The 26597-nt window shown below is 45.2% G+C and carries 24 protein-coding genes and 2 tRNA genes; 4 read left to right on the plus strand and 22 right to left on the minus strand.

All coding sequences use genetic code 11. The annotated features are described in order from the left end of the window. Positions 1-24 precede the first annotated feature (24 nt). From ACJJIR_RS07010 to ACJJIR_RS07075, 14 genes are all read right to left on the minus strand, one after another. Complete coding sequence (locus ACJJIR_RS07010) at positions 25-567, minus strand: hypothetical protein (RefSeq protein WP_444907790.1); 543 nt, start codon at positions 565-567, stop codon at positions 25-27. Then, positions 567-881 carry a hypothetical protein gene (locus ACJJIR_RS07015; protein ID WP_413662626.1) on the minus strand — a complete coding sequence of 105 codons (315 nt, stop codon included), beginning with the start codon at positions 879-881 and terminating at the stop codon, positions 567-569. The genes ACJJIR_RS07010 and ACJJIR_RS07015 overlap by 1 nt, the downstream gene beginning before the upstream one ends. Before the next feature lie 157 nt (positions 882-1038). Beyond that, positions 1039-2022, minus strand: coding sequence for a right-handed parallel beta-helix repeat-containing protein (locus ACJJIR_RS07020; protein WP_444907791.1), 984 nt, complete (start codon positions 2020-2022; stop codon positions 1039-1041). A gap of 119 nt (positions 2023-2141) precedes the next feature. Then, positions 2142-2218 (minus strand) — tRNA-Arg (locus ACJJIR_RS07025). 190 nt (positions 2219-2408) lie between these two features. Further along, positions 2409-3434, minus strand: a complete 1026-nt coding sequence (locus ACJJIR_RS07030) for a serine-rich family protein (protein WP_444897852.1) — start codon at positions 3432-3434, stop codon at positions 2409-2411. 693 nt (positions 3435-4127) lie between these two features. Next, complete coding sequence (locus ACJJIR_RS07035) at positions 4128-4925, minus strand: potassium channel family protein (protein WP_444907792.1); 798 nt, start codon at positions 4923-4925, stop codon at positions 4128-4130. 803 nt (positions 4926-5728) lie between these two features. Further along, a tRNA-Arg gene (locus ACJJIR_RS07040) sits at positions 5729-5805 on the minus strand. Between the two features lie 251 nt (positions 5806-6056). Continuing rightward, positions 6057-6689, minus strand: a complete 633-nt coding sequence (locus tag ACJJIR_RS07045; RefSeq protein WP_444907793.1) for an outer membrane beta-barrel protein — start codon at positions 6687-6689, stop codon at positions 6057-6059. A gap of 248 nt (positions 6690-6937) precedes the next feature. Further along, positions 6938-7426, minus strand: coding sequence for a DUF1993 family protein (locus ACJJIR_RS07050; RefSeq protein WP_444907794.1), 489 nt, complete (start codon positions 7424-7426; stop codon positions 6938-6940). Between the two features lie 61 nt (positions 7427-7487). After that, positions 7488-9707 (minus strand): ATP-dependent helicase, encoded by a 2220-nt coding sequence (locus ACJJIR_RS07055; protein WP_444907795.1) that lies wholly within the window; start codon positions 9705-9707, stop codon positions 7488-7490. Positions 9708-9773: 66 nt separating this feature from the next. Beyond that, positions 9774-11504, minus strand: a complete 1731-nt coding sequence (locus ACJJIR_RS07060; RefSeq protein WP_444907796.1) for a SulP family inorganic anion transporter — start codon at positions 11502-11504, stop codon at positions 9774-9776. A 95-nt stretch (positions 11505-11599) separates the two neighbouring features. Then, entirely contained in the window at positions 11600-12034 is a 435-nt protein-coding gene (locus ACJJIR_RS07065) for a DUF6691 family protein (RefSeq protein WP_444907797.1), read from the minus strand. Then, positions 12034-12477 (minus strand): YeeE/YedE family protein, encoded by a 444-nt coding sequence (locus tag ACJJIR_RS07070; protein ID WP_444907798.1) that lies wholly within the window; start codon positions 12475-12477, stop codon positions 12034-12036. The genes ACJJIR_RS07065 and ACJJIR_RS07070 overlap by 1 nt, the downstream gene beginning before the upstream one ends. Positions 12478-12481: 4 nt before the next feature. Then, the gene (locus tag ACJJIR_RS07075) at positions 12482-12796 is read right to left on the minus strand and encodes an ArsR/SmtB family transcription factor (protein WP_282932131.1); all 315 of its coding nucleotides are present in this window, start codon (positions 12794-12796) and stop codon (positions 12482-12484) included. Between the two features lie 92 nt (positions 12797-12888). On the opposite strand from ACJJIR_RS07075, the gene ACJJIR_RS07080 reads away from it, so the two are divergent. The 3 genes from ACJJIR_RS07080 (at position 12889) to ACJJIR_RS07090 (ending at position 16061) form a co-directional block, all read left to right on the plus strand. Continuing rightward, positions 12889-13767: an MBL fold metallo-hydrolase gene (locus ACJJIR_RS07080; RefSeq protein ID WP_444907799.1), complete on the plus strand. Its 879-nt coding sequence runs from the start codon at positions 12889-12891 to the stop codon at positions 13765-13767. A 55-nt stretch (positions 13768-13822) separates the two neighbouring features. Beyond that, positions 13823-14236, plus strand: coding sequence for a protein tyrosine phosphatase family protein (locus tag ACJJIR_RS07085; protein WP_444907800.1), 414 nt, complete (start codon positions 13823-13825; stop codon positions 14234-14236). Positions 14237-14333: 97 nt separating this feature from the next. Further along, entirely contained in the window at positions 14334-16061 is a 1728-nt protein-coding gene (locus ACJJIR_RS07090; protein ID WP_444908407.1) for a SulP family inorganic anion transporter, read from the plus strand. A gap of 50 nt (positions 16062-16111) precedes the next feature. On the opposite strand, the gene ACJJIR_RS07095 is transcribed toward ACJJIR_RS07090, so the two are convergent. Continuing rightward, entirely contained in the window at positions 16112-17353 is a 1242-nt protein-coding gene (locus ACJJIR_RS07095; protein WP_444907801.1) for a patatin-like phospholipase family protein, read from the minus strand. A gap of 320 nt (positions 17354-17673) precedes the next feature. On the opposite strand from ACJJIR_RS07095, the gene ACJJIR_RS07100 reads away from it, so the two are divergent. Then, positions 17674-18003, plus strand: a complete 330-nt coding sequence (locus tag ACJJIR_RS07100; protein ID WP_444908408.1) for an SDR family NAD(P)-dependent oxidoreductase — start codon at positions 17674-17676, stop codon at positions 18001-18003. 161 nt (positions 18004-18164) lie between these two features. On the opposite strand, the gene ACJJIR_RS07105 is transcribed toward ACJJIR_RS07100, so the two are convergent. The 7 genes from ACJJIR_RS07105 to ACJJIR_RS07135 all read right to left on the minus strand — a co-directional run bounded on the left by ACJJIR_RS07105 (position 18165) and on the right by ACJJIR_RS07135 (position 26288). Beyond that, a complete protein-coding gene (locus tag ACJJIR_RS07105; RefSeq protein ID WP_444907802.1) occupies positions 18165-19448 on the minus strand; it encodes a condensation domain-containing protein in 1284 nt (427 codons plus the stop codon). A gap of 117 nt (positions 19449-19565) precedes the next feature. Then, the gene (locus ACJJIR_RS07110) at positions 19566-20069 is read right to left on the minus strand and encodes an ester cyclase (protein ID WP_444897837.1); all 504 of its coding nucleotides are present in this window, start codon (positions 20067-20069) and stop codon (positions 19566-19568) included. A gap of 282 nt (positions 20070-20351) precedes the next feature. After that, positions 20352-21068: a LytR/AlgR family response regulator transcription factor gene (locus ACJJIR_RS07115; RefSeq protein WP_444907803.1), complete on the minus strand. Its 717-nt coding sequence runs from the start codon at positions 21066-21068 to the stop codon at positions 20352-20354. A 3-nt stretch (positions 21069-21071) separates the two neighbouring features. Next, on the minus strand, positions 21072-22178 hold the full coding sequence (locus tag ACJJIR_RS07120; RefSeq protein ID WP_444907804.1) for a sensor histidine kinase: 1107 nt from the start codon (positions 22176-22178) through the stop codon (positions 21072-21074). Between the two features lie 65 nt (positions 22179-22243). Then, complete coding sequence (locus ACJJIR_RS07125) at positions 22244-23701, minus strand: alpha/beta hydrolase family protein (RefSeq protein ID WP_444907805.1); 1458 nt, start codon at positions 23699-23701, stop codon at positions 22244-22246. A gap of 360 nt (positions 23702-24061) precedes the next feature. Next, positions 24062-24949 carry a hypothetical protein gene (locus ACJJIR_RS07130; RefSeq protein ID WP_444897833.1) on the minus strand — a complete coding sequence of 296 codons (888 nt, stop codon included), beginning with the start codon at positions 24947-24949 and terminating at the stop codon, positions 24062-24064. Between the two features lie 400 nt (positions 24950-25349). Continuing rightward, positions 25350-26288 (minus strand): right-handed parallel beta-helix repeat-containing protein, encoded by a 939-nt coding sequence (locus tag ACJJIR_RS07135; RefSeq protein WP_444897832.1) that lies wholly within the window; start codon positions 26286-26288, stop codon positions 25350-25352. Positions 26289-26597 lie beyond the last annotated feature (309 nt).

Genomic DNA, 26597 nt, shown 5'->3' on the forward strand with positions numbered 1-26597 from the left:
TCTCGGTGGCTGAAAAAGAGGTGCTCAGCAAGGGGAGGAATGCTTTTTAAATGTATTAAGCAGGGTTTTGGCTTCTTTAAGGCTTAGCAAATGTGCCCTGAATGAATTGGCCCCGGCATTTACCCCCAGAGAGATCAATTTCATCACTACATTGAACGCGAGTTCTGATTTTAGGTAGGGGGTAAATGCCAGAAAGGCATTAAATATAGACTGATGAACTCTGTTTAGTAACTCTTGTATATCTGGATTGCTAGTTGATATCTTCTCGGCCTTTTTCTCAAAGGCTTTTAGCTGATTGACATACTCTGAAAATAACCTGAGATTAAACACAACCGTTCTGTGCTCTTTATAGCCGGCAATGATGGTGCTGAGTGCATCATTGATCTTGCGTAAGGCTATGTAATCATTTCTTGATAGGTCGGTATAAGAATCGGAGAGATAGCTGATCGTATCTCTCCGCAGCTGACAAAACTCAAATAAGTGTTGATCATGCTTCTTTACTTCCAGAAGCTGATACATTTTTGCGAAAATGAAGACAAGAGCAATTGCCGGCAATAGATAGAGCACTACTCAAACTCCTTTTCATTAATTGGCTTCTTGGGCGCGTTTTTCCTAGTGGGAGGTGAATAAGAGAAGGCGTTGTCCATCAACTTTAAAAACCTGTCCCTATATTCTTTATTATCTGCTGCAAGCCGGTCAATTTCAACTTGTCGGTCCTTCAGGCGCCCACTGTACATCCAGAAGAGGAGGTAATGCGCAAAGATGAAAAATATGACAAAGAGGCCATTCTTAAGCCCCACATTCTGTACGAACTGAAGTATATCTTTGAGGATATCAGTCATGTAGTCCCTTACTTCTGATTTTGACAGCTCCTCATGCATTTTTAACTATTGAGACTCTTGATTCAACTTGGTTTAACTTTGAACAGTAATTTTGGTACTTGAGTCTTATTTGCTTCTGTTTAAATCCCGGATATAGCCTTCGTGAGACTGGAGGTGTCCGGCCTTGCAGCGCAAGCCACGTCTCTAGTTTGGGTAGTTAGTCTAAGCATGTGGGGTCTGAAGTAGTGAACTGGTTTCCACTCCAAAGATTTCTTTCATTGCAGTCGGGGTCAAAGGGATCTGCGAGGTCAAATTGCTGATTGCCGTTTAGGGTATTCCCGGTAATCCGGTTGTTTAAGCTATTCGAGTCAGTAACGATAATACCGCCATTGCTTGGTAGTACCGAGAGCCCATTATTGGATACCGTGTTGCTTGCAATCGAATTGCTTGAGCCGCCACTTAGATTAATGCCCACCTGCCCATTATCCGCCACATTGTTACTTGCTATGTTGTTGAAATTACCGTTTATCAGGATTCCAGCTTCACCGTTATTCTCAATGATGCTGTTAGATACAAATGTGAAGTTGCCGTCAATCTCGAAGCCGTCCTCGCTAAACCCAGAAACGGTAGTAAAGGAGATATTGTTATAGTCTCCCAGGATTTCAATGCCTTCGTCTCCGCCTCCTAGTACCGTACTGCGACTAATGGTGTTGTAATCGCCAAAAACCTCAATACCATCAGAGATGGTTGAAGTAGCAGGACCTGTAATATCGACGTTGGTGATGGTATTGCCGTTGCCGAATAGTAAAATTGCATTTCTTACAGCGCTATTTATTTCCATATTGGAGATGGAGTGGAAGCCTGAGCTGGAGGTGATGACACCATTGGTGCAGTTGGTTAGTTGGCCGTTGCTGAGATATGCTGCGGTGCCCTGGAGGTCTATTGCGTAGAAATCTGTTTGGGTTGGGTCCAGCGATACGCAGCTAAGCTCAAACCCCGCCATATTCAGGCTCCCTGATGGGCCTACAATGGTGAGTGCTACAGGATTGGCGATACTCAACTCGCAATTCAGGTCCTGAGATAGAGTGGTGGGCTCAGATATAGTGTCGCCGCATTCAATGGCCAGTGCGGCCGTAGATAGGGTAAAGACTGCGGCTAACAAACCTAGCTGCTTAAGTACATTCAGAGTCGTGATATCCATGGCGCTAACCCCTGAAAACTTCTCCTTGTTTCCATAGTCCAAAGCCTAGCTGTGTTTTGGTGTTGAGGTTGTCGCAATAAAAAAGGGGCTTACGTCAAAAAACGTAAGCCCCTTGAAAATGGCGCGCTCGGGAGGATTCGAACCTCCGACCGCCTGGTTCGTAGCCAGGTACTCTATCCAGCTGAGCTACGAGCGCGTCGAGGAGGCGCACAATATAGATTGGTGTAGGTAGAGTCAAGCATTTTTTTCATATGAAGCACTTTTTTGGTGTTTGGTGACCGTAAAACCTGTTTGTCTGTTTCTGTTTTCTCACAAAGGGATTTGGCTCAGGAGCCGTGGGTAGGGCTTTCTAGAGGTTATAAGAGGCTTTTGAGGCTTTGCGGCGACTACTGACTGATCGTTCCGCTATTGCTTGTTCCCAGCTGGGTCACATTGGCAAGTTGTGAGGTTCCACTTTGGCTAGCTGTGAGGCTGTTCAGGGTCCCGTTTTGAAGGGATGTTAAAGTGTGGTTCATTCCGCTCTGATTCGACATTACAGAGTTCTCCATGCCACTTTGGGTGGTCCATGAGTTAATTTGTGAGCCTGTCTGAAACAGTGTTTGTGAATTTTGCATGCCTTGTTGGCTTATATTTAATTGGCTAAAGGAACTGTTGGATTGATTGGCTGACACGGTATTTAGCTCACCAACTTGATCTCCAATAGCAAAATTATTACCGCCTGCACTCTGACCAAGGCTGAATATATTTCCAGTGCCAAATTGTGTAGAGCTGGCAAAATCAGAAATGCTTAAGCTGTGAGATATTCCACTCTCATTTTGATCTCCGATTTGTAAAATTTGAACGGTACCCAGTGAGCTTTCAATCTGTATAGATACTCCGACATTGTTAGTGCCATCCTGAGTCATATTCATGAAATTATTGGTGCTATCTATTTGGGTGAGCAAGGTAGTATTAGAATCGCCTTGTTGTAAGGAGATGGCAGTGTCATTAGAAGAGCGAATTTGCGTGCCGGCTGTTCCATTATTGATCCCAAAAAGTGTCTGGGATAATGTCGTTCCAATAGAATCAATCTGAAAATTTGACAGTGTGTTTCCATCACCATTCTGTAGGATAGTCATACTGGATAATTCAGCATTTTCCTGCTCTAAGTTTAGAGTGGTATTTGCGTTGCCTATTTGTGTATGGCTGATGGAGCTATCAAGGGTAGCTCCAAATTGGATTGCTTCAGAGAAATTATTGTTGCCATTTTGCACTTGTAGAATGGTGCTGTTCTGAGTGCTTGAGTCGGATTGATCCGTCATTGCCATGTTGCCGGTACCGGTCTGCTGTACAATGGAAGTATTATTATTTGCCTGTAGATGTGCACTGAAAGTAGTAAGTGCAACTGCCATAACTAAAAAATTTGCTTTCATAGTGCGACCTCTAGGGTGTAAATGGAAATAGTAGTTGGATTGATATCAGTAGGATGCGCATACTTGGTTATGTTGCCCTCTAAGGGGAAGTTGATAGTTTCAAAATTGGGGGCTGTTTTGAGTGGCGCTAAGGGCAGTTGTAGCCAAATACTGCAAAGGAGGCTATCAAATTGTAGGAGGCGTCTGGCGAAAGACTTCACGCAACTTGACCCCATTTATGCTCTGTCACTCGTCTCACGGGAAGCCCTTTGGGTAACCCCGGTGCAGCCATCCTTCTCGCGACATCTTGATCAGGTCAATCGGTGCAGGGAAAGTGTTGGTGATCTGAGTTGAAGTTGCCATAGGAACTCAGTGTTAAATTACTAGGAAGAAAGTTCAGGTTTTAGTGCCCATTAAATTCCAAGTAATATCTTCTATTAAAAATTATCTTAGGTTTTAAGTAGTGGATATTGTCAGCGAAGATGAAAGGCCATTAAGCAGACCTCTCCCGACTTAAATCGTAGTACAATTCGAAAAATTGCTACTTGCTACTGATAAATAATACTTGAATTGGAACTTTGGAAGCTGGATATAGCATGTCCGGCAGTATCTGTTATTTAGGTGGGGCCCTTGTATACCCCGAACAGGATGACTTATGGTTGAGATAAATATTAAGGCTTGGATCTAGTTTGCCCTTAACCTCTTGGCGGTTTATTAGCCTTGGCTAACGTGCGATTCTAGTGAATTGATATAACCCATATATATGTCTCGGTCACGCCTGTCTCCATTTGCATCGACTCCTGCCATAATGTCATTGATTAGATTGAATAGAGTTTCCGATAAGGTCTCTGATGCTTCACTCACAGCTTCAAGTCGGACAGACTGGCTTATATGGGTATAGAAGAAGTCCAATAGCCTTGTATCGTGGAGATTTATCGTTGAGCAAGCCAATTCTATTTGTCGGGCGTATATTTTGTATTCCGTCATGACCATTGCTCTGAACTTGTAGTCTCGAGGAAGGGCTTCCTTAAGGATATTTGCATTTCTATTATTATTGTTCTCCAAATATGCTCTAAAACCCATCATGTCATAGGATGTTGGGGCTTGTTCTTTGTGGGTTATGGTGCTGATAGCCGCGGCACAAAAGTCGGCCATATGAACTCGAAAATAGTGGTATGCATTTTTTAATTGTTCGACTCTTTTTTCTTGTCTTAATTTTTCTTGTCGGTTTGATTGGTATTTTGTAAATTCATTCAATAGTAGCCCAAATGTTGCAATTCCCGTCAGTGTTTCAATGGAGGTTAGTAGGTAACCGAGCTCATTGACAGGGTAAATTTCTCCATAGCCCAAAGTTGTTATTGTTACAATGCTGAAGTAGATACTTTTTGTGAAGTCGAGCTTTTCATTTATACAGGAGTCACATTCACTATATATTGCAGCAAAGATGAAGATTACTGAAAAATAACCGACAAGTATTTTTTTCCATGTCAGAAAAGATAGGAAACGTGTCATGTTCTGTGCTCATTAACTATAAGCGATGTAATTTATGCCTGCGTCATTCCTTTTGGGATAATTATGATCCCGCCAGCAAGTGTAAAAGAGGGCTGCTTGCAATCAGTCAATCTGGATTATGGTGGCTGTTTTGATCTTACGTTTCTATTAGCATAGTAATGTTAGCTAAGTTGTGAATTATTGAGTCGACACTATAAGGTGTATTGCTTATGGGGTGGTGGTGTTGAGAGCATCATTTGCATTCATGAGTTGATGTGGAGGGGATAGGTTATATCATCGAGAAGCTCGCGCCTCAATTTATCTAACATCTAAAATGGTCTGTACGCGAGGGAGTATGATTATTGCTCTTCAGCAGAGAGTGTTGATGCGTAATTCTATTACACCTGATAATGGCTTTTCGTTGGCTATTTGTCGACTGGGGTTCGCCCACTTAATTGTTGCTAATGGGGCTCAGTTAAAACCTAGTACTTACCCAATCGCTGGCTTTCTTCTTGGGAAGGAGGAACTGGCTCAGCCCCTGCTTGTATAAATTTATCTGTAACACCGGCAATTTATGTTTCTGGCAGTGAGCCGCCAATTCCATCACTAGCTCTCAGCAATGGGTTCAAGGTGAGGAATACTTCCCAGAAGTTCTTGTGTTACGGCCCGATGACTGATGCCTAGTGGTGGAGTTCTGGGGGAGTTGATGGCGATGGGGCCGACTCAGGCATAAAGGTAGTACTGGCGGTGATATATGCATGCGGGTTCTACCGCGCTATAACAAAAAAGGGCTTACGCCGTTAAGCATAAGCCCTTTGTTTGTATGGCGCGCTCGGGAGGATTCGAACCTCCGACCGCCTGGTTCGTAGCCAGGTACTCTATCCAGCTGAGCTACGAGCGCGTTACGGGTGCGGATATTATAGATGCCCCTGGTGCAAGTCAACCTAAAGAATGAAAAAATCCTTAAAAATCATTGTGTTGGCTAAAGATTAGGCATTTTGGGGGTATTTAGTGCAGGCCGAGATTTTCTTGGTTGCCGATTGGCTCCCGGCTACCTCTAGGTGGCTGAGAGGCATTTGATTGTTTTTAACTCTGGTAAGTGAAGGGAGCTGCAGCTGCTTTCTCTGTAGCCCCTACTACTTGCAAGGTGGATTAGAAGCGGGCTTCCAGTGATAGGTCAAACCCGTTAACGGCTACAATGTCGTTATCGATTGTCTTCCACTGAAGCTTTCCTGAAAATTTATCGGTAAAGTCATAGGTAGCACCAAGGCCGTAAGTTAGGTCCACATCTTTTTCACTGTACCTTTCAACTTCTGGGGCCCAATAACCGTAAGGTCTGAACTCACTGTCAACCCTGGTGTAGGAAATACCAAGATTCGCACTCAAGGTCAGTTTTTCGAGAACCGGGTAGTGAGCGACACCATTCAGCTGAAAACTGCTGACTTCAAGTGTTTCGTCTTCCTCGTAGTAAAAGTGTCTGTACTCTTCCTCCGATTCGTCATAATAGGTGCCCGAGGCGAAATATTTGTCAGAGGCGCTGCCAAAATTGCTGTATGCAGCTTCCAAAGAGAAGTGAGGGCTAAATTTATAGCCCAAATAAATATTGACAGAATTTGTTTGATCGCCGAAGCGCTGCCCCTCAAGGTAGTTGCCGGATAGAGTTTTCTGGCCATCAAGGTCATAGTAGCCTAGGCCAAAGCCCATATAAAATGGGCTCTCTTCGGCTAAAGAGCCATTAGAGATTGTCAGGGCTAAGGGGACTAATAATAGTTTAGATATTTTCATACCGGTTACTTCTATTCCATGAAAAGTTTGGTGTGGATGTCGAATTGTATCGCGTTTATATTTTTTTTATGAACCTGGTCAAGTTATTTTAAATGAGGTGAAATTTTCTGAGTCTGAATTTTTAGCACCATAGTAATAGTTACAGCTCATGGTGATATTCTGGTTAATGCCGTGAGGGGGTATGTTCGGCGAAGTAGTTTGATAGTAAAGAGCTGGTAGAATTTGGTGTTGAAGTATTTTGGTGAGTTTTACATAAAGCTAAATTCAGTCGGATAGCTGTGGAACCCATCAAAATCGCCTTTACTAAGGGTTACACCACAGTGGCGTGCAATTGCATAAACCATGCTTGTGTGGAATAGAAAGTTTGGAAGTATATATTGATGGATATATTGTGGCTGTGGGAGATCCACGGTTGTAAAACCTGCTTTATCATTGATTCTTCTACTGCTGTCCAGATCGGTTACTTCGGGTAAAGAATCTAGATAATTTAGTGTTTTCTGGATAGTTCTCAGAATAATTTCCTTTGTATCCCCATCTTCTTCAAATGTCGCAATTTTCTGATCAACGAGTGGGCAGTATCCGCGAAGAGAAAAATTGGCTGCAATTTTTGCATTCTCGGCTAAGCTGAACATGTCAGGTGCCAGCTGCTTGTGAAATATTTCCTGTGGAATTTTAGTCGTAATGGAAAGCAGTTGGGAAAGATGATTATGAAGAAGGCTCTTGATAGATATTTGCATTAGGTAACCTGATAACAGCGGAGTGAATTAATTTTTTTGGTACGCACGTTCCTAGGTATTGCTACATCAGATACTGTGACAAAGTCTCCCAATCAAACCGCCGAGCTTTTCCATCGCTAAATAAAACCTCGATACGCTTGTCCTCCCATCCCAAAACCCTTCCATAGCCAAGTTTTCGATGCCGCAGCCCCTCTCCAGGTTCTGGTTTTCGCATTGGTGCCCGGGGTGCACTGATAGTGGGGTTGTAATCGCAAGCTTCTAAATAGTGGAGCGCTTGGCGTGAAACCGGCACATCAGTGTCGATTTTTTCCGGGCGCTCCTTAAGGGAGTCTGCCATCAATTTACTTAAAGGAAGCTGCATTTCATTAATAAATAATGAAGGCTGCGAAGCCTCGGGATCATTCTTTTTGGGGTCTTCTGCAGGGGCCAACAAGAAGAGTTTTGACTTGGCGCGGGTCATCGCCACGTACATCAAGCGGCGTTCGCTCTCCAGTGACGCGGGTGTGCTGAAGTCCCGTTGGGGCTGATAGGGCATATTGTGCTGGGTGAGGGTGGGGATAATCACTTGTTCCCACTCCAAACCTTTAGCCTGGTGCATAGTCGTTATCTGTATAGCACCCGCTTCGGTTTGTTCGCCCTCCCGGTGTTGGCGTTGCAGCTCTTGTAGATGTGCCAGGGCTTCAGCGGGCGGCTGCTTCAGAGTGTCCAGGTATTTGCAGAAAGCGAGGATGGTTTGTTGTCTCTCCTCCCCTTGTTGGCGGGTGAAGGCGTCGTCAGCGATTCCGCTGAGAAGTTCCAGTTCACCGATATGGCGACGCAGTAGCTCTCCAGCGTGACCGCGCCAGCTCTCGATCTGGGTAAGCAGGTCTGCCCGTTGGCGCAAGCGTTTGGTCTGGGGCTTGCTCAGGTTTTCAGGTAGTAGGGCAATCAGCTTCTTGCCCCAGCCTTTGTCCAGCGCTGCCAGAGATGAACAGATGGGCTCCAGGACTTTGCGCGGAATACGCACATGGGGAGAGGTCAGCCATTCGTAAAGTCCCTGCTGGCGACGCTTGGGAGGAAGTTCGGCGAATCGACCGGAGGCAATATTTAAACTCCAAAATAAGGGGCGGAGCTCCCGGCGCGAAAGGACGGTGTTGCGACTTGCTGAGCGGTAGGGAATATTATTGGCCAGCAGTGCCAGTTCAATAGGAGCGGCGATAGACCACAGCCGCACCAATACGGCGACATCCCTGAGTGACTGACCTTGCTTTTGACATCGGCGCAGGTGCTCTACAAGCCAGCGCCCCTCCTTATCGGTTTTTACCAACTCGATTTCTGTTTGCTGATCTTCATTGGCTGAAACACAGAATATATCGGCGCGATCGCGATTGTTCTCAATAAAGTGATTGGCGGCCAAGGATAGCTGGTGGCCATAACGGAAAGTGCGGCTCAGGTGATAAATATTCGAGGGGGGAAAATCCCCATCGAAAAATGTGAGCAGGAAATCCGGTTTGGAGCCGCGCCATTCATAAATGGTTTGGTCTGGGTCGCCAATCGCGATGACGTTGCCAGATTTTCCGTAGAGAACTCGCAATAAAAAGTGCTGTATCTCATTGATATCCTGGTATTCATCCACCAGGATGTCTTCGTAATAACTGCCGTACTGCTCGGCCATCTCCTCATCCATGCTGAGCAGTATGGCTGGGTCATAAATCAGATCGGCGTAGGTAACCGCATTTTGGCTGCGGCGCCAAGCTTCAAAAGTGCGAAACACCTGCAGAAAATACATGTATTCATCACCGAGCTTCAGTTCCTGAAATGCGCTGAGATCTCCCGACAGAATCGTTTTGGTGTAGTCGATAAAAAATTCAGCGGCCTCAATCTCAGATTGCTTCCGTGCTCTAATCTCTTCGAGTTCGTGGGTAGGCGCGCACTCTTCAATGGCCTTCCAGATTTGTAATTGGATTGTGGATTGGGGCAGGGGGGATAGGTTGGCAGCAGCGATTTGATCATTGGCGATCATGCGTTGGTATAAACGATATCCAACACTGTGAAAGGTATGTACCGCTGGTGTCGAGCCTTCAGTCAGCTGCCGTAAGCGGCGGTCGAAGTCCTCCCGAGCACTGCGGTTGTACATTAATACCAGCAGTCGTTCGGGGGCGATACCTGCATCAAGGCGGTTCTTTATGTAGTGCAACAGAGCAGTGGTTTTGCCAGAGCCGGCAACGGCAATGATCTTGGCGTGACCACCGGCATGATCTGCAATTGCCTGTTGTTCAGAGGTAAGGTTATTTCCGCCCATCGCGCTCTTTGCTCAAATACTGGATATTTTGCCAGTGTTTGATGCTGTCTTACAAGTCGCGCAACCTTATTCGGATGGTTTGTCGCTATCGGAGATTTGATGGTGGCGCAGAGCAAGCTCTGCGATGTAGGGGGAGAGGAACACGCGGCCGCTCAATTCCTGCAGTAACTTGGAGTGGCCCAGGCGATCCAGTACAGCCCCCTTTACCTCAGCCAGATGCAGCTGGATATTTCGATTCTGTAAATCCCGGTTTACTTGTAACAGACGCTCTATCGCTGTGCTGTCGATCCGGTTAACAGACGATAAGATCAGCACCATATGGCGGGTATTGCGATGTCGCTTTATCTCTACAAAAAGTCGCTCCTCAATCGCATTGATGTTGCTAAAAAACAGGTTCTCATCAATACGCAGGAACAAAATCTCAGAGTCGGTTTTCACCGTATGGCGAAGTACATTGCGGAATTGCTCAGTACCCGGTACACGCCCCACAACAGCGATATGTGGCCGGCTGGCTCGCCAGATCAATGTGGCGAATGAGAGCCCGACGCCCAGGGCAATCCCGGTCTCCACGCCAAAAAACACTACCCCGAGAAATGTGCCGGCCATAGCCAGTCCATCGGTGCGGTCGTAGCGCCAGTGGTGGGCCATACCCTGGAAGTTGATCAGGTTTGCGGCTGCAACAATGATGGTGGCAGCTAGCACGCAGATTGGCAGTTCGGTAAAGACTTTGGTGGCATACAGAAGTAGCAGGGCGATTAGCACTGCGGCTATCACGCCGCTGAGGGGGGTTTTTGCTCCACTCTCATCATTAACGGCTGTCCGTGCAAAGCTGCCGGTTACCGCAAACCCTCCTGAAAATGCGCTGAGAAGGTTGGAGGCGCCCAGCCCCCTCAGCTCCGCATTAGTGTTGAGCTTCTCGCCGCGCCGCTGGGCGATAGAGTGAGCAATAGATAAGCTTTCGACAAAGCCGAGCAGGGCAATAATCAGGGCGGGCAAAAGCAGTTTGTAAATCAGCCCCGGGTTAATAGAGGGGATACTTAGGTGCGGTAGGCCAGCGGGAATAACCCCCACAACGGGTAATTCCTTCTCCCAGTGAAAAATAGCGGTGAGCACAATGGCAATCACCACGATAAGCATGGGCGCCAACCGCGAAAGCAACTTGGATCGTGCTGGGCCGACCCCGATTTTTCTGAGCAGGAAGGGCAAACCTAGTCGGGCGGCAATTAAGCTGGCCAGTGCAATGAGCCCCAGCAGAGCTGCTTCCCGATCGGTTTCGGGCAGATGGTTAAAGGTGCTGATCAATATCTCGAGAACCGTATCCCCATTGCTTGATATTCCCAGTAAGGGGGCAATCTGCCCGGCAATAATCAGCAGCGCGGCGCCGGAGACAAAACCGTCAACAACTGGAAGGCTCAAGAGGTTGGCGAGGCTGCCGAGGCCAAGAAACCCCATTAGTAGCAGGATTACTCCACTCAAGAGCGCTAATAATATGGCGCCGGAAATGTACTCGGGACTTCCCGGTGAGGCTATGGGGGTGAGAGCTGAAGCGGTCATTAGGGCGAGCACGGCCACCGGGCCGACGGACAGCACCGAGCTGGAGCCAAACAGTGCGTATCCTATTAATGGGAGCAGCCCAGCGTAGAGCCCTAGATAAGGGGGCAAGCCGGCAAGTGCGGCATAGGCGAGGGCCTGTGGGATCAGCATCATGCTGGCCAGGAGGGCGGCAACACTATCTCCCACCAGCCACTTGGGCTGGTAGCGTCGAAGCCATGGAGGGATTAGGTGGAGTAGCCGCATCCTTACACTTGTTTCCGCTCTCTTCCTGCCGCAATTGTGTGAACTGCTCAAACAAGATAGACGGCGGCTGCCTCACCGTTGTGCTTGGGCGCAAGTTACTCCACTGCGGCAGTGCGCTTGATCCCGAAGAGTTGGAATATCCCCATACCCGTGAGCATGGCGAGCGTAAAAATTACCGCTTTAAGTTGTCCCGCCCCAGTAGCGACAATCGCCGGTCCGGGGCAAAATCCCGCCAGTCCCCAGCCGGCGCCAAATAGAAGGCTGCCCAATACCAATCGGCGATCAACCCGGTTACTTGCCGGCAGGTGAAGCGGTTGCTTCCAGATAGACTGTCCCCGCCGTCTGATGAAATGGAATAGTGGCAGGCCCACAGCGATAGCGCCAAACATCACCAATCCCAGAGAGGGGTCCCAGGCGCCGGCTAAATCTAGGAAGCCCAGAACTTTCTCCGGGTTGGCCATACCGGAGAGCAATAACCCCAGGCCGAAAGTGAGCCCGGCCAAAAGTGCGCTGATATTGGTTTTCATCATCATTGCCCCAGCTGGCCGATCAGGAAGTGTCGCATTAGAAACACGGTTGCGAAGCCCGCAGCCATAAATATCAGGGTGGCGGTTAGCGAGCGAGTGGAGAGTCGGGACAAGCCGCAAACACCATGGCCACTGGTACAACCGGAAGCCATCCGCGTGCCCAGGCCCACCAGTAATCCCGCTGCAATTAAGGTGGGATAACCTGCCTGGATATCAATGTCGGGCACTGTTGCAAAGATTTTCCAGGCAAGAGGGCTTATCAATAGCCCCCCGATAAAGGCCAGGCGCCACAGGGAACCCTGGATTTGGTCAAGCAGTCCGCCAATGATGCCGGAGATCCCTGCGATACGACCGTTGAAGGCGAGTAAAGCGGCACTGGCGAGGCCAATCAGCAGCCCCCCTGCGAGTGCGGAGCCTGGAGTGAAAGCGGTCCAATCGATGGTCATGGGATTACTCCGCACAGTAGAGCTGGTAAAGGGTTTGCAGCAGGGCGAGTACTCGCGGGTCTGCAACCCGGTAGAAGACGTTTTTTCCCTCGCGGCGTGTTTCGACCAGGCCTTCGCGACGGAGGACACCCAGTTGTTGGGACAGGCTTGGCTGATGAATACCTAGGCGCTCTTCCAATTCGCCTACATTTAACTCTTCCTGGCTGAGCTGACATAGAAGTAGCAATCGGTCCTGATTGGCCAGGGAGCGCAGCATCGCTGCCGCCTGGCCAGCGGAATCGCGCATTTTGTTGAGATCGAGATGTTCAGTATCAGGCATAGGAACTAAATCAATTTACACAATGACAATATATTGTTTTATATAATATCACATTGTATATTGTTGGTGTAGTGAATACGGGAGAGCAGAAGATGGCTCACGAAGAACACTGTGCCCGGGTGCAGCCGTTCCTGGATCGGGATACAGAAACCTGGAGTTATGTGGTGTACGACAGGGAAGGGGGTTCCGCCGCTATTGTGGACTCTGTGCTGAATTTTGATTCAGCCTCAGGTCGCACCAGTAGCCGAGGTGCTGAGGAGCTGGTGTCATTTATTCAAGAGAAAGATCTGACTCTCGAGTGGATACTCGAGACCCATGCCCATGCTGACCACTTATCAGCGGCACCGTTTTTACGCCAGCAATTGGGTGGGCGTATTGGGATCGGTGAACACATTTGCCAGGTGCAGAAAATCTTCCGCGATGTATTTAACCTTGAGCGGGAATTCCTGACAGATGGTAGTCAGTTTGATCATCTCTTTAAGGATGGTGAAACTTTCCAGGTCGGTAAGCTGGCAGCGAAAGTGATTTACAGTCCCGGTCACACCCCCGCAGATATGGCCTGGCTAATCGGCGATGCGCTTTTTGTTGGCGATACCTTATTTATGCCGGATGTTGGCAGTGCGCGATGTGACTTCCCCGGCGGCGATGCGTCAGAGCTGTATCGTTCAGTGCGCAAGATTTTGTCCCTTCCCGACCAAACCCGCATGTTTATGTGTCACGACTACCCGCCTAAAGGTAAGCGGGGCTATCAGTGTGAGACCAGTGTGGGAGAGCAACGCAGGGAGAATATTCATTTGCGCGATGGGGTTGCCGAGGAAGATTTTGTCGCGGTGCGCCGCAAGCGCGATGCCACTTTATCTGTGCCGCGGCTGATAGTACCGTCTGTGCAGGTGAATATTCGTGCGGGGCAAATGCCCCCGGCAGAATCGAATGGTACGGTTTATTTGAAAGTGCCGCTTAATCAGCTTTAGACGAAATTATTGATCGATATATTTATTCAGTTGAATGCATAGAACTGAGGTGATAATGAATATTAAACAATTAGATGAACAGGTGAGCGTTTCTGAGCATATAGCCTGTGAAAGTATGGCGCCATTGGCTCAGAGTGGGGTACAAGTTGTAGTATGCAATTGCCCGGAAGGTGAGAGTGAGACTCACCCTTCCTATGTGGAAATGGAGCAGGCCGCATTGGCGGTGGGCATTAAATTTGTGGCTATTCCTTTTACTCGCGGACGTTTGATGCGGAATCACTGCGAGGCATTTCGTGATGTTTTGCAGGAAGGAGACAAAGTGCACGCGTTTTGCCGGACGGGAAATCGTTCCAGCCAGGTATGGGCCGGTGCCAAGATCCTGATGGGGGCAGATAAAAAGCAGCTCAATTCCCAGGCACAGGCCGCAGGATTTGATATTGGCGCTGTGCTGATATCGATTGAACCCTAGCTCTAAAGTGCAGCACTTTCGGTGCTGCAATTCACCCCCTTCTTTTAAGGCGATAGAACTCAGGCCGTAAGGCCAGAGCGGAAAACAGATCATGGCGATGCAGCATCTCACCAGATGGTTTCCCATTCTGGCTACTATTCACTCCTATAATCGGCAGCTGCTAACCCAGGACCTACTGGCGGCTTCAATTGTTACCGTGCTCCTTATTCCCCAGTCCCTTGCTTACGCTTTGCTTGCCGGATTGCCACCTGAGGTGGGCCTCTATGCGAGTATTGTTCCGCTGCTAGTCTATGGCTTGTTAGGCAGCAGTCGAACACTATCCGTAGGACCTGTAGCGGTAATCTCCTTAATGAGCGCCGCTGCTCTTGGAAAGGTAACAGCGAGCGGTGAGGTGGACTACCTCACTGCAGCAGCGATATTGGCGCTCTTATCTGGAGGAATTCTCACAGTATTAGGTATATTAAAGTTAGGTTTTCTCGCTAACTTTTTATCACACCCGGTAATCTCCGGCTTTATAACTGCCTCTGCATTATTAATTGCACTTAATCAGGTTACCCAATTGCTGGGGCTATCGGTCCATGGAGATACAATATTAGAGCTGTTGCCTGGCTTGTTTGAAAAATTGGGAGGCTATAATCAGTTGACCTTGTTAGTCGGTTTGGGGGTGGTGCTATTTCTATACCTATCTAGAGCTTGTGCGGCAAAACTATTGCAAAGATTAGGAATCAGAGCTGATACCGCTAATCTTCTGTCTAAGTCATCCCCCGCAGTAGCAGTGCTGATAACCGTGTACTTCTCATATACTTTTAACCTTGAAGCATGGGGAGTAGCCCTTGTTGGCAGTGTTCCTTCGGGGCTGCCTCAATTTAGCTTGCCAAAGCTGTCGCTTTCCCTATTTGAGTCACTTGCGTTACCTGCGCTAATGATTGCTATCATCGGCTATGTAGAATCGATATCCGTGGCAAAGACTTTAGCCGCAAAACGTAGACAAAGAGTTGATTCCAACCAAGAGCTGGTGGCTTTAGGGTTGGCGAATGTTGGGGCAGGTTTTTCTGGTGGATTTCCGGTAAGTGGTGGCTTCTCACGCTCAGTTGTAAATGCTGACGCGGGAGCACAAACACAGTTTGCCAGCCTATTTACCGCAATAGGCATTGGATTCACGGCTCTTTTTCTCACGTCACCACTATATTTTCTTCCGAAAGCTACTCTTGCTGCCACTATTATTGTTGCAGTACTTTCACTGGTAGATTTTTCTATCTTGCGTAAAACTTGGCAATTTTCCAAGGCGGATTTTGTTGCTGTAGCGGTGACAATCTTCGTTACCCTATTATTTGGCGTTGAGTCGGGCGTGCTCTGTGGAGTGGGTGCATCGCTATTATTATTTATTTGGCGCGCATCAAAGCCTCATATTGCAGAGGTAGGATTAATCGAAGGCACTGAGCATTTCCGCAATATAGATCGACACCGAGTTAAAACTGCTTCTGAGATTCTTACTTTTAGAGTAGATGGCCGTCTGATGTTCTCTAATATAAGTTCATTGGAAGAGCGTATTTATAGCCGTCTAGCAGGTAATTCCCAGGTCAGGCATGTTATTCTGATGTGTAGTGCAGTCAATGAAATTGATTGGAGCGCCTTGGAAGTACTGGAAAGTATAAACAGTATCTTACTTAATAGAGGTGTTCGACTTCATCTTTCTGAAGTTAAAGGTCCGGTGATGGACCGCTTGGAGAAAAGTAGCTTTTTACAAAAGCTCTCTGGCGAAGTGTTTTTAAGTCAGTACCAGGCATTTGTAAATATACAGGTGGGTCAAGGAGGTAACACATAGATGCCTGGAAACCTTCTAGGTTTCCCCCATGTTGATTTAAGAGTCGCCTGTCAAGACTTATCACTTGAATTTTTAATGCTCTCACTTTTTAAATGGTCGATAATTAGATCGATTTGGGCCTGATTGTCTTTGATTAGTTGGTCCGAATAGTCCTTTAACTTTGGGAGCTTCTTATGCTCAAATATGCCGATAAAAGGCTCTCGAATTTCGATATTTAGATAGTCGTATTCTATCCTCCCTTCTTCAGATAAAGACTTTGCAATTTCCAGTGTATGGAGCTGGTGTGTATCCATTGAGCGCTGCATATTTGTTAATGCATCTCGAAACCAGTTTATTTGTCCCCAGTTTTTCAATGTGTCGTAGTTTGTTGTTGAGCTAAGGAGTCGAGGGCTGCCAGCACCTAATACCAGGATGTAGTAATTTTTATCGGGAAATTCGTTGATAACATCTCGAAGAATCATACTGGCCGGGTTGTTCATAGCTATAGCTGCATCTGCAAACACACATTGGGATTCGTTTTCCGATTCTGCGAATTCAGGCTCGCAATGCTGGATACCTTCATCTTCCGAATAATTGAATACGACAGGTGGAAAAGCCGTTTCAGCACTTACCGCGGCTGTCATTAATTGATAAAGCCGATCGGTGGGGAGATAATTAACCGTCTCACCTTTGTTCTTGAAAAGATGTATCTGTCCGTCCTTTAAGTTTAAAGAAGGAATGATTACGTAGTTCTCAAGTTCAGTAAAGTTAAGGTCTTTAGTATAATGTTTTTCCATTACCTCATGTAATCGGCTGCCAAAGTAAGAGGGTGAAAACAGACCGCCTGCGGTTAGGAACTTGTGATACCAAGGGGGAGAGAAAAGGTAATTTACTTCGTTCTCATAGATATCAACCAGATAGTCGAGATGGGATAGCTTTTGCCCGTTTCTGCTGGGAATAGCTTCATCAGGAATATTGAGGCCTGTTGCGATAATGGCTCCAGTGGAAACCCCTGAAAAAACGTCGAACACCTGATCAAGGGGTTTCCCTAATTTGTCTTCAATATACTGCAGTACATGTAGAGGAATTAAGCCTCTGACTCCTCCGCCTGCTACGACGAGGATATTAATCGTGTCTTTTTGCTGGAGATAATCGGTATTGTGAGTAAGATCATACGTGACCGACTCTCGGGGGAATGTGGTTGTTTGCGTAAAAAAATTGTTATAAACGTAGGCGAAAAAAGCATAACCAACAGCAATGTACACAAGTGCAATAATAGTCTTTTTGAAAGAGGCGTTGAACTTACTTGCCATGTTGTACCCAAAACCATCTATTCCTTATGGGTTTTGCCTTTTTAAAGACAAACTCCCAAAGGTATATTAACTTTTATTTTATATCTTCAAAGACTGAATGGTAATAAAACAAAATCTATAAGCAATATAGTAAGGAGTTTACGCGGAGCTTAAGTAGAAAGTGTAATTGTTCTAGGTGGTGGTGACTTGTCTCGAAATCCGACGCTGGTAAGCTCCGCCTTTCTATTGATATAGCATATGCAATGATATCTAGCGGAAGTAATGCAGCTAGATTATGTATCTTGGTTTTTGAAATTAATGTGTTTGGATTGTAACAACTAATTCATGCGGTCTTGCAGCAAATGAAACAGCGTGGTAGTGGAGCTATTGTCCAGATATCAAGTATTTTGGGGGAATTCGTATTACCTTTTCTTGGCTCATATAATACTACCAAGCACGCAATAGAGGGAATCGGAGAAAACTACCGCGTGGAGCTGGCTCAATTTGGCATTCAGTCTCTGATTGTTCAGCCTGGTAAGCATTCATTTAGAACAACTGTTGATGGCACAGGCTTAAATCCCACTATAGAGAAAATTAACAAGACTACAGAAGAGGCGATGCAAGAAATTTACTCAGCTTATGGGATGAGCAATATGTTCCAGCTTAAGTAGCTTTGCTAATATAAATAGTTGCTTGGCACTTTAAAAAAACAAGTTGATTTTTAGCGGGTTTATGAGGTGCTTAGTTGTATGAGGGTTTAGCTTTTTTGATTGTTATTTTCAGGGTTTCCCTTTCAAGGCTGTTTACTTAAAGTAATTTATCGCATGGAATACTATTCTGAAATAAGGCTATTTAATATACGCATATATTCATTAACAAATAAATCGATACTATGTCTGCTAATCAATGGTTCACAATACCCAAAGACAAAAACAGCATTGCGGTAGGTGGTGTAGGTTACTGCCATGATTGGGTTTATACCATTGGTTAGGGTGATCATAGGCTTTTGGATCTCAAAATACTGCATTTCATCAGCTAGTAAGCGCATACTGCCCACATTGGAAACAATAATACCTGCTGGAAATGACTTATGTTGGGCTGTTATCTCTGAAGCCATTTGAGTGATATCATCCATCTTATAGTCAGAACTTAGGTTTTTTGTCATAGGACTCTGCTTGAGGAGAACTGAAAGAATCTGCTGTTGAAGTTGTTTAGCAACTTCGATAACCTCAGCGGACTCTATGTTTTCAGGTAATTTTAAACTGGTAGTTTCTGAAAACGCTCCAATGTGCCCTATGGGGATATTGGGAGAGCATAATCCCCTAGCATCCATGGCCAAAATTACTTCAGTTAGATGCTTGTAGATAGGTATGGCTCGAGCTGCTATGGATGCAATAGCACAGTAAATGGCTGTTATTTTAATGCCATTATCCTTGCCCCATTGGGCGAGTTTGTGGATCTTCTCTGGGGGCATCAGGTATGAAACGGCACAAGATATACGTTCTGTAGGAGGGGCCTGCTTCTCTACTGGCCAGCTAAAATCTCCGGTATTCTTGTGCTCGACCTCTTTTTCTCCAAAGTATCCAGCTGACTCTAGCTGGCTCGCAATACTCTCTTGTAGAGGTAGTGACTTGGCCTGTTTAAGTGTTTCGTTAGATTGCAGGAATTTGTCTAAGTCTGAAAATATAGTCATTACTGATCTGCCATCAAATGCTGCATGTATATTGATGACGGAAATCCACTCTACGAGACCTTCTTTATTGAGGTATAGCTTTATGCTGTATACATATTTTTCACTGTCCAGGCAGTTTATGCCGTGAACTTTAAACTCATCCTCTAAATTGAGAGTGTCACTAACTTGGCTTATATTTAATGGGATATCATTAAAGTCAACGTCGCAAATCCAGCGAAGTTTTTCCCCTCTTTGGATACGAGCGCGTAGAAGAGGGTGGCGTTTGTGTAGGTACTTTAATCCTGTGCGTAAAGTGTCAATACTTAACGATTTGCAGACTCTAATGAAAGAAACAAATTGTAAGCCACCATAGGAGAGTCTTGTCATCTCTATAAATAAGGCCTCTTGTGGGCCAAGTTCTCGAGATGGAGTTTCTAAACTCATAAAAGACACCGATCAAAATATCGACGATCTTGATTATTTGGATTCAGAGCAGCATGAATGTCGCATTCGGGAATGTATCCTGACTTGCTGTCAAGGATAGTATTACTCCGCAATTGACTACTTCAGTGCACCAAGCTGCTTTAGGAATCCATATTTATCCCAAGTGACCCAAGCTTCGACTATTTTGCCGTCCTGAATCTTGGAGAATTCCACGGCATCCCAGGTGATTGTTTTTTTGGTTGGAGATTCCCCCATAAACGAGCCGACATGATTAGCGCTGACTGTAACATGGGTTGCGACTAAATCTCCTTCAGCTACTTGCTTGGTACTGACCGCCTTGATGTCTTTGAAAGCCTTGTGAAACTTAGCCACCTCTTCTTCAAATTGTTTGAGGTTACGCTTTTGTGGGCCTGCGCTATCCGTTGTCGCAGAATCCAGGTTGTTTATATAGTTAGGAGATAAAATTGTCTTGGGATCTATCTTATTGCCGCTTAGCCATAACCCCACAGCTTGCATTGCGAGTTTTTTATTCTCTTCTAAGTTATTTGGCTGTGCCGCCACCAAATTGGTGATACTGAATAAAAGGGCTGTTAAAACCAAACAGGAAGCTCGTTTGAACATTTGATAGATTCCTTTCTACATAAATTAGGGTGTGTTTCAGGACGTCTTGTAAACAACATTAAAAATGAGTAAAGAATTGTGTCATCTCCTATTATGGACGCATATTTCATAAGCTGAATCGATATTCAGGTAGTTTGGCAAGCTGTCCATCTTTGGACTTTACTGGATTAAAAGTATGCCGCTAAAATTGATGTTTCAGATTAGCAGCAGAGTATTTATACGAGGTGAGTAATAGAGATGCTGCTGCCAGCATGGTACCTGGCAGCAGGTTATACGGCCGACCTACAAACTTAGCATTTCCCGTAAGCGAGTAGCGGGGCGTCTTGCAGCCTCTATTTCTTTTCCATCGGTCATTGTTATTAGTAGCCCACTATTGACCCATGGTTGAATATCCTGAATAAAATTCAAGTTTATGATTTGCTGGCGATTGGCGCGAAAGAAAACCTCAGGATTTAAACGCTGTTCAATTTTAGATAATGATTTATAAATAAACGGTTTGTTGTTATCAAAGAATACTTGAGCATGATTTCCACAGTTTTCAAAATAACGGATATTTCCTATTTCTATTAGCCAGCAACGCTCTCCGTCCTTGATAAAGATCTTGTTGTTGGTGTCTAGGTAGTTCGATGAGTGATTATCATCCTGTAAGGAAGAATCACTTAGTGTTTTGTTAAGGGCCCGCTTTAATTTTTCCGGGTTGATTGGTTTGAGGAGATAGTCTAATGCGTTGACTTCGAATGCTTGTATGGCGTATTCATCATAAGCGGTTGTGAAAATAACCTGGGGTGCAGTTTCAAGCTGTTCTAGTATGTCGAAGCCAGCCCCGTCCGGTAGATTAATGTCTAAAAAAAGTAAGTCTGGTTGTTCTTTTAGAATCAGAGAAACTGCCTGCTCACAATCTTTTGCCTCTGCAACTAAGTTAATATTTTTGTGAGGCTTTAACAGCTCTCTCAATTCATTGCGAGCGAGTCTGGAATCTTCAATAATAATGGCTTTCACTTATTATACCGCCAACTGTAGAGATGAAGTAGGAACATGGCATTGGGCAATAACTTGCTGCCCCTGTTGCTTTATCTGGAAGGATGTGTTGTTACCATATTGAAGAGTCAATCGTTTTTTTATATTAGCTAGCCCCAATCCGGTATTTTCATTTTTCTTTTTGCTGGGCTTTGTTTCTAGAGGTGCGTTTAGTTCTAAGGTCCCTGGGTTAGCTACCGTGATGACTAGGTGTTCCTCTTCATGGGATACTCTGATGGTTACTTCACCGCCATGCTTGGACTTTTCAATTCCGTGGCGTATCGCATTTTCTGTAAGCAGTTGGATAATAAGAGGAGGGATTCGTTCTCCCATCAATTCTGGATCAGTTGTCAACTTGAAAGTCAAACGATCTTCATATTGTATTTTGAGGAGGTCGATATATTGACAAACAATTTCCAGCTCATCTCTGAGTGGCACGGTTTTCTGTTTATGCGCCATCAATGTATATCTCAGTAGATCAGAGAGGTTTGTCAGCATCGTTCTTGATTTAGTAGCATCCTCGAGAATTAAGGCCCGAATATTGTTTAGTCCATTGAATAGAAAGTGTGGGTTAAGCTGCCCCATAAGTGCTGCCATTTTAACCTCATTGAGCTGTAGGTTAAGTTGAATGGCTTCCTGTTCAGCCTTGAGTAAACGGTCTTGATTAACTGCTGTAATATAAATTAGGGTCCAGCTTACCAATAAAATAGTCATGATAAGCCAGTTGCCAAGTACGTTATGCCAAATTGAATCGGGAATGGCATACCCCATTAAATTATAATATGAGAATAGAAAGATAACTGAAATATAAGCACAGGTAAATGCGAGTGAGATTGAGGATAGAGCGAAGTAGGGCCACTGTTGCCTCCAGTTTTTATCTAAGAGGTCAAAACGATAAATCATTTCTCTGATGATTAGTGTTAAAGCTCCGCAGGTTAATATCAGGGTGAGTGCATGTATGGCGAGCTGCTCAAAATTTTCATCGGTAAGTAACCCACGAGAAATGGAGTTCACTAGGGCGAATATTAGCCAGCCGCCAAAATGGTACACTAAGAATTTTGGCGTAGGTGCGGGGGACTTCAGTAACTTCATAAATTAATACATGTTAATAAAGTGGCCCCTTGTTCTGGGGCCACAGAGTTTAGTTGAAAATAAAATCAGAATCTCTCGTTCAGCCAGATTGACATCGTCTCAAGTGCAATAGGGGAAAAGGTTTCCTCTATTTCCGCATACTCAGCATAGCTACCTGTTTCGGCTGTTTGAAAGAGATGATTCATTTTATCGAGTTCAATAATTTCATAATCCTTATGATTGGATTTAATCAACACCTTTTCTATATTGCCCAAGTTCATTTCCGCATCAACTTGAAAATCCAGTGAGCCGTTAAGAGCCAAAATAGGACATTTTGTACCCTCTAAATAGGGCTCAGGGTTGAAGCTCAATGCATAACGAAACCAAGGGGTGGAATACTGTTTTTTAAGTACCTCAACTTGAGCTTCCAGTTTACCTCCTTTCAAGCCTTCGAGTTCAACAGTCTTATAGAGATATTGGTGCAACTCATCACTGATAGTTCCCCCAATGGGAAGATGAGCAAATTGTTCAAAAATAATTTTATCAAGCTTGCGTAACTCTTGTAGGTTTTTCTCAGTTACACCGCTGTGCTTTCTATCCCTGTGCCACTGGTCGAAAAAGAGCTCTTGTAGTTTAACCCCTGGACCGCCGAGAAGAATTGTAAACGCAATATCATCACGACTGCTGGCTACCATGGGGGCTATCATCCCCCCCTCGCTGTGCCCAATCAAGCCCGTTTTACCCTTGGGGAGATCGTTACGACTGTTCAGATAATCCACAATTGCACTGGTATCATTGGCAAAATCTTCGGTAGTTGCCGTGGAGAAACTCCCGGTAGAGTCACCAATTCCTCGTTCATCATAACGCAATACCGCGTACCCTTGCCGGGTTAAATAGTCGGCAATTACCGCAAATGCTTTATGGCCGAATGCGGTTTCATCCCGGTCTTGCGGCCCCGAACCACTAATCAGGATCGCAGTAGCTTTTATCCTTGAGTTTGGTTTGGTCAATGTTCCAGAGATTATATTATTTGTGATTGTACTTTTAAAACTTACCTCTTCAACAGTATAGGGATAGGGGCCTGTTGGTATTTGTGGACGGTTATCCGGTTTAGCAGTATTTATCTTTCTGAAGTTAAGAGTCTGTGACTTCCCTTGAGTAAATGATCCGAACATAAGCTCAACTACTGGGTTGTACGCCCCCTCGTAGCTGATTTGTAAGTCTTCAATTTCGAAGGATATGTTGTTGCCGCTAATGTCCAAGGATGACATCTCTATGCCATAGGCATTTTGTGAAGGGCTATCCAGTACGCCCGTCCATTTATCGTTATCCTGATCAAAATGGAGGACAATCGGAAGTACCTTGTCACTCTCTGTTTGGATAGTGGCCTTCCATTCTCCATCAATGCCACCAGCACTTGCTGTAGTAGAAAACAGGCCGGCGGCTAAGAAAAGCGACTTTAACTTTGCGTTTGTCTTTGAAAATCTAGTTTGAATATATCGCACAACTATTCTCTCTGTGTTCACCTGCTGAATGCTTGCCATCTTAGAGCTATCTTTTTCTTCTGGATTAAAATTAGGATAAGTGGCGAATAGGGCTGCTGAACGGCGAGGAAGTCTTGGCTATCCTTTGTCTAGTTATGCGTGGGGTAAAGGTATGTTGCGTCATCAGATAGAGGCGACTTATCCTGATAGATGGGACGGAGAGACTAACTAACGGTGCGGATTGTACCTATGACGAACACGAAGTCGCCTATATAAGTTGGTAAAGAACTTGGGTTATTGCTAGGTATGTGGATGTAAGGGAAGAGTTATTTGGGAAATAACTCTTTGGAAGATGGTCTTTCGGTGCCAATGAGTCCATGGGTGCTGCCCATTTATGGGCAGCACTGCGAGATGAAGCGTTTACTGTAGAATCACACCTACGTTTGCGTTTCCGGTTTGATTGGCAAAAGCAGATTGCGCATCGCCAATTTGCGTTGTTGTTTGGGCGTTACCCACACCATTTTGGTAAGTTTGAGCGGAAGAACCAATACCTGTTGCCGTAATATTGGCAAAGTTGGAAGTTCCGAGCTGCTCGGTCAGTGCGTAGTGATCTGAACCCGTCTGGTTATGAATGGCAACATTGTTGTCGCCAATTTGCCAGAGGTTGCTCTCGTGATCATCGTTGGTTTGAATCACATTTAGGGTGTTGGTAGTACCGTCCTGATATGAGTAGGAGTAGTGGGAGTCCCCATTGACTTGATTGTGGGTCGCCAGGTTGGAGTCGCCGAGCTGATCTACATAGACTTCACTGTTTGACGTCAGTGTTTGGGTAACAAATGCGGTTTGGTTTACCCCAGCTTGAGTCACCACAATAACATCATCGGTACTATTGGTTTGAGTTAAGGTTGCACTGTGGCCATCCCCATCTTGGGTAATGGACATGGTGCTACCGTCAACAAATGACTGGAGAGTGAAGACGTACTGATTGTTGTCTCCCTGATTGATCTCGATATAGGCGCCTACAGAGTTATCCTGATAGGACTCGGCGGTATTCATATCGCCAGTTTGGTTATGAATGATCGTGCCACCATCACTGTTAGCGGATTGCTCCGCATAGCTGGTGTTGTTATCACCGATCTGAGTTTGATCGATGGTATTGTTTGTGGCGGTTGGATCACTTTGATCAGCTGTTGCAGTGTTCCCAAGACCTTCTTGGTAAACCGTTGCAGTATTGGTGTCGGCGATAGCGCCCTGGCTAATGATTGCCAGGGCAATACTGGCGGCTAGAGGTGCAATATTCTTCATCATAAACTCCTTTAGTGATGAGACTGTACGACCAATGTCGTTTTCCATTGCATTTTCAAGGTTGAGGTCGTATCAATCACCGTTCACTAGCCTGATCATCGGAATTTGGCCGACAATCTGGCACGTACTCCTTGTGAATGGGGTTGATACAAGTATGAGTTTGATAGATGGCCTAGATAGATGCTATGAGAGGTAAGTGCTGATTTAGTGGGACATTAGTTTAATGGGAGGTTTTACTTATTGTCGGTTTGAAATTCTTGCTGAAGAAAGCTTGATAGAGGACTGCCGGTAACAATGTATGATTTAACTTACAAGGTATTCTATTGCCCAAATGATAGTCATTGAGAGAAGGCGATACAGAACTTGATTATCGCCTTTAGTTTTGAGTTATTTAGGGTTTAATTTATTCTAAACATGAAGGGTCACGGGTAACAAAAGTATTACCTATCCAGGTGTTATCAGTGCAAGTTGGATCGTTGGGTGAGTAAAGGTCAAAGATCCCATTGTTTAAGGAGGAGTTAGATAAGACGGTATTACCGTCGGCGCTTCCACTTTCAATAGATATTCCGTAGTCATTGTTATCACTTACACTATTTACACTAATGGTGTTGTTATCAGCGCTCTCAACCCTGATACCTGTCACGTTATTTGTCACTACATTTTGAGAAATGAGATTAGAGTTGGAATCTATCTCAATGCCAACGTCTGTACTGTTATCAATAACATTCAATATAAGGATATTTGAACGACCATCGGGATCGAAATCAACACCGTCACCACCAGCATTTGTGATTATATTGCTAGTAACATTGTTTGAGATTCCCTCTAGATATATTCCATCTCCACCGGTGCTATCGATAGTATTTCCGATGATTTGGTTATAATTAGCGGGATCTTCAGTTTCTATACCATTTCCGGAGGTTACGCCATCAGATTGTATCTGGATGCCGGTGACAAAGTTACTATCGCTTGAAATAAGTACTCCTACTCCATCAGGATCATCTATATCAACACTTGTAACATAGTGGGACCCATCGTCTTGTAACATAATAGAGTTGTTACAGTTATCGATAACTCCAGAGGTTAAACTAGCAGATAGGCCATTTAGGAGTATGCCGTCGTCTGTTGAGGCAGAGCACGTAACAGTAAATCCATCCATATCAAGTCCGCCCAAGGGACCGGTAATTGTTAGTGCGGGATTAGTGGCACAGACTAAGTCCTGAGTCAGTGTTTCTTGGGAGGTAATGGTATCTCCACAGCTAACAGCATAGCTTTCGAAGGAAATTGCTATTCCAGCAGCGGGCAAAAGAAAATAGGCAAGGGCTAATTTTAGTTTTTTCATACTTTCCATTCCTTGTTCGCGGTTGTTATGTTATTGAGGGTGATTCATTTTCTATGGTTAGATTGGATGAGTGCGTAAGCTGGGCTAGCGTTACTTTTACTATTATTAGCTTTTTTATTTGTTTTCGATAATATTTAATTTAAATTATGGCTTTGATTTTAAAACCCATTGTAAATATTGAATCTTACTTTCAGTAAGGTTTATGGGTGTCTGGAACTTTTGCGTAATACTTTTTTTCTGGTAGAAGTCAGTTTTAGCTTTATCCCATTAGTGCTGGCATGGTTGTAATTTGGGGGCTATGAAGATGTG

This window comes from Microbulbifer maximicatervae (SeqCode), from assembly GCF_052467385.1.

What these genes read in the sequence shown, in the direction of transcription:
- ACJJIR_RS07135 (WP_444897832.1), bottom strand. Translation starts at nt 26,288, where the DNA reads ATGAAAAAACTAAAATTAGCCCTTGCCTATTTTCTTTTGCCCGCTGCT.
- ACJJIR_RS07065 (WP_444907797.1), bottom strand. Translation starts at nt 12,034, where the DNA reads ATGATGAAAACCAATATCAGCGCACTTTTGGCCGGGCTCACTTTCGGC.
- ACJJIR_RS07120 (WP_444907804.1), bottom strand. Translation starts at nt 22,178, where the DNA reads ATGAAGTTACTGAAGTCCCCCGCACCTACGCCAAAATTCTTAGTGTAC.
- ACJJIR_RS07070 (WP_444907798.1), bottom strand. Translation starts at nt 12,477, where the DNA reads ATGACCATCGATTGGACCGCTTTCACTCCAGGCTCCGCACTCGCAGGG.
- ACJJIR_RS07030 (WP_444897852.1), bottom strand. Translation starts at nt 3,434, where the DNA reads ATGAAAGCAAATTTTTTAGTTATGGCAGTTGCACTTACTACTTTCAGT.
- ACJJIR_RS07130 (WP_444897833.1), bottom strand. Translation starts at nt 24,949, where the DNA reads ATGATGAAGAATATTGCACCTCTAGCCGCCAGTATTGCCCTGGCAATC.
- ACJJIR_RS07035 (WP_444907792.1), bottom strand. Translation starts at nt 4,925, where the DNA reads ATGACACGTTTCCTATCTTTTCTGACATGGAAAAAAATACTTGTCGGT.
- ACJJIR_RS07020 (WP_444907791.1), bottom strand. Translation starts at nt 2,022, where the DNA reads ATGGATATCACGACTCTGAATGTACTTAAGCAGCTAGGTTTGTTAGCC.
- ACJJIR_RS07055 (WP_444907795.1), bottom strand. Translation starts at nt 9,707, where the DNA reads ATGGGCGGAAATAACCTTACCTCTGAACAACAGGCAATTGCAGATCAT.
- ACJJIR_RS07045 (WP_444907793.1), bottom strand. Translation starts at nt 6,689, where the DNA reads ATGAAAATATCTAAACTATTATTAGTCCCCTTAGCCCTGACAATCTCT.
- ACJJIR_RS07060 (WP_444907796.1), bottom strand. Translation starts at nt 11,504, where the DNA reads ATGCGGCTACTCCACCTAATCCCTCCATGGCTTCGACGCTACCAGCCC.
- ACJJIR_RS07085 (WP_444907800.1), top strand. Translation starts at nt 13,823, where the DNA reads ATGAATATTAAACAATTAGATGAACAGGTGAGCGTTTCTGAGCATATA.
- ACJJIR_RS07080 (WP_444907799.1), top strand. Translation starts at nt 12,889, where the DNA reads ATGGCTCACGAAGAACACTGTGCCCGGGTGCAGCCGTTCCTGGATCGG.
- ACJJIR_RS07050 (WP_444907794.1), bottom strand. Translation starts at nt 7,426, where the DNA reads ATGCAAATATCTATCAAGAGCCTTCTTCATAATCATCTTTCCCAACTG.
- ACJJIR_RS07090 (WP_444908407.1), top strand. Translation starts at nt 14,334, where the DNA reads ATGCAGCATCTCACCAGATGGTTTCCCATTCTGGCTACTATTCACTCC.
- ACJJIR_RS07075 (WP_282932131.1), bottom strand. Translation starts at nt 12,796, where the DNA reads ATGCCTGATACTGAACATCTCGATCTCAACAAAATGCGCGATTCCGCT.
- ACJJIR_RS07110 (WP_444897837.1), bottom strand. Translation starts at nt 20,069, where the DNA reads ATGTTCAAACGAGCTTCCTGTTTGGTTTTAACAGCCCTTTTATTCAGT.
- ACJJIR_RS07015 (WP_413662626.1), bottom strand. Translation starts at nt 881, where the DNA reads ATGCATGAGGAGCTGTCAAAATCAGAAGTAAGGGACTACATGACTGAT.
- ACJJIR_RS07095 (WP_444907801.1), bottom strand. Translation starts at nt 17,353, where the DNA reads ATGGCAAGTAAGTTCAACGCCTCTTTCAAAAAGACTATTATTGCACTT.
- ACJJIR_RS07125 (WP_444907805.1), bottom strand. Translation starts at nt 23,701, where the DNA reads ATGGCAAGCATTCAGCAGGTGAACACAGAGAGAATAGTTGTGCGATAT.
- ACJJIR_RS07105 (WP_444907802.1), bottom strand. Translation starts at nt 19,448, where the DNA reads ATGAGTTTAGAAACTCCATCTCGAGAACTTGGCCCACAAGAGGCCTTA.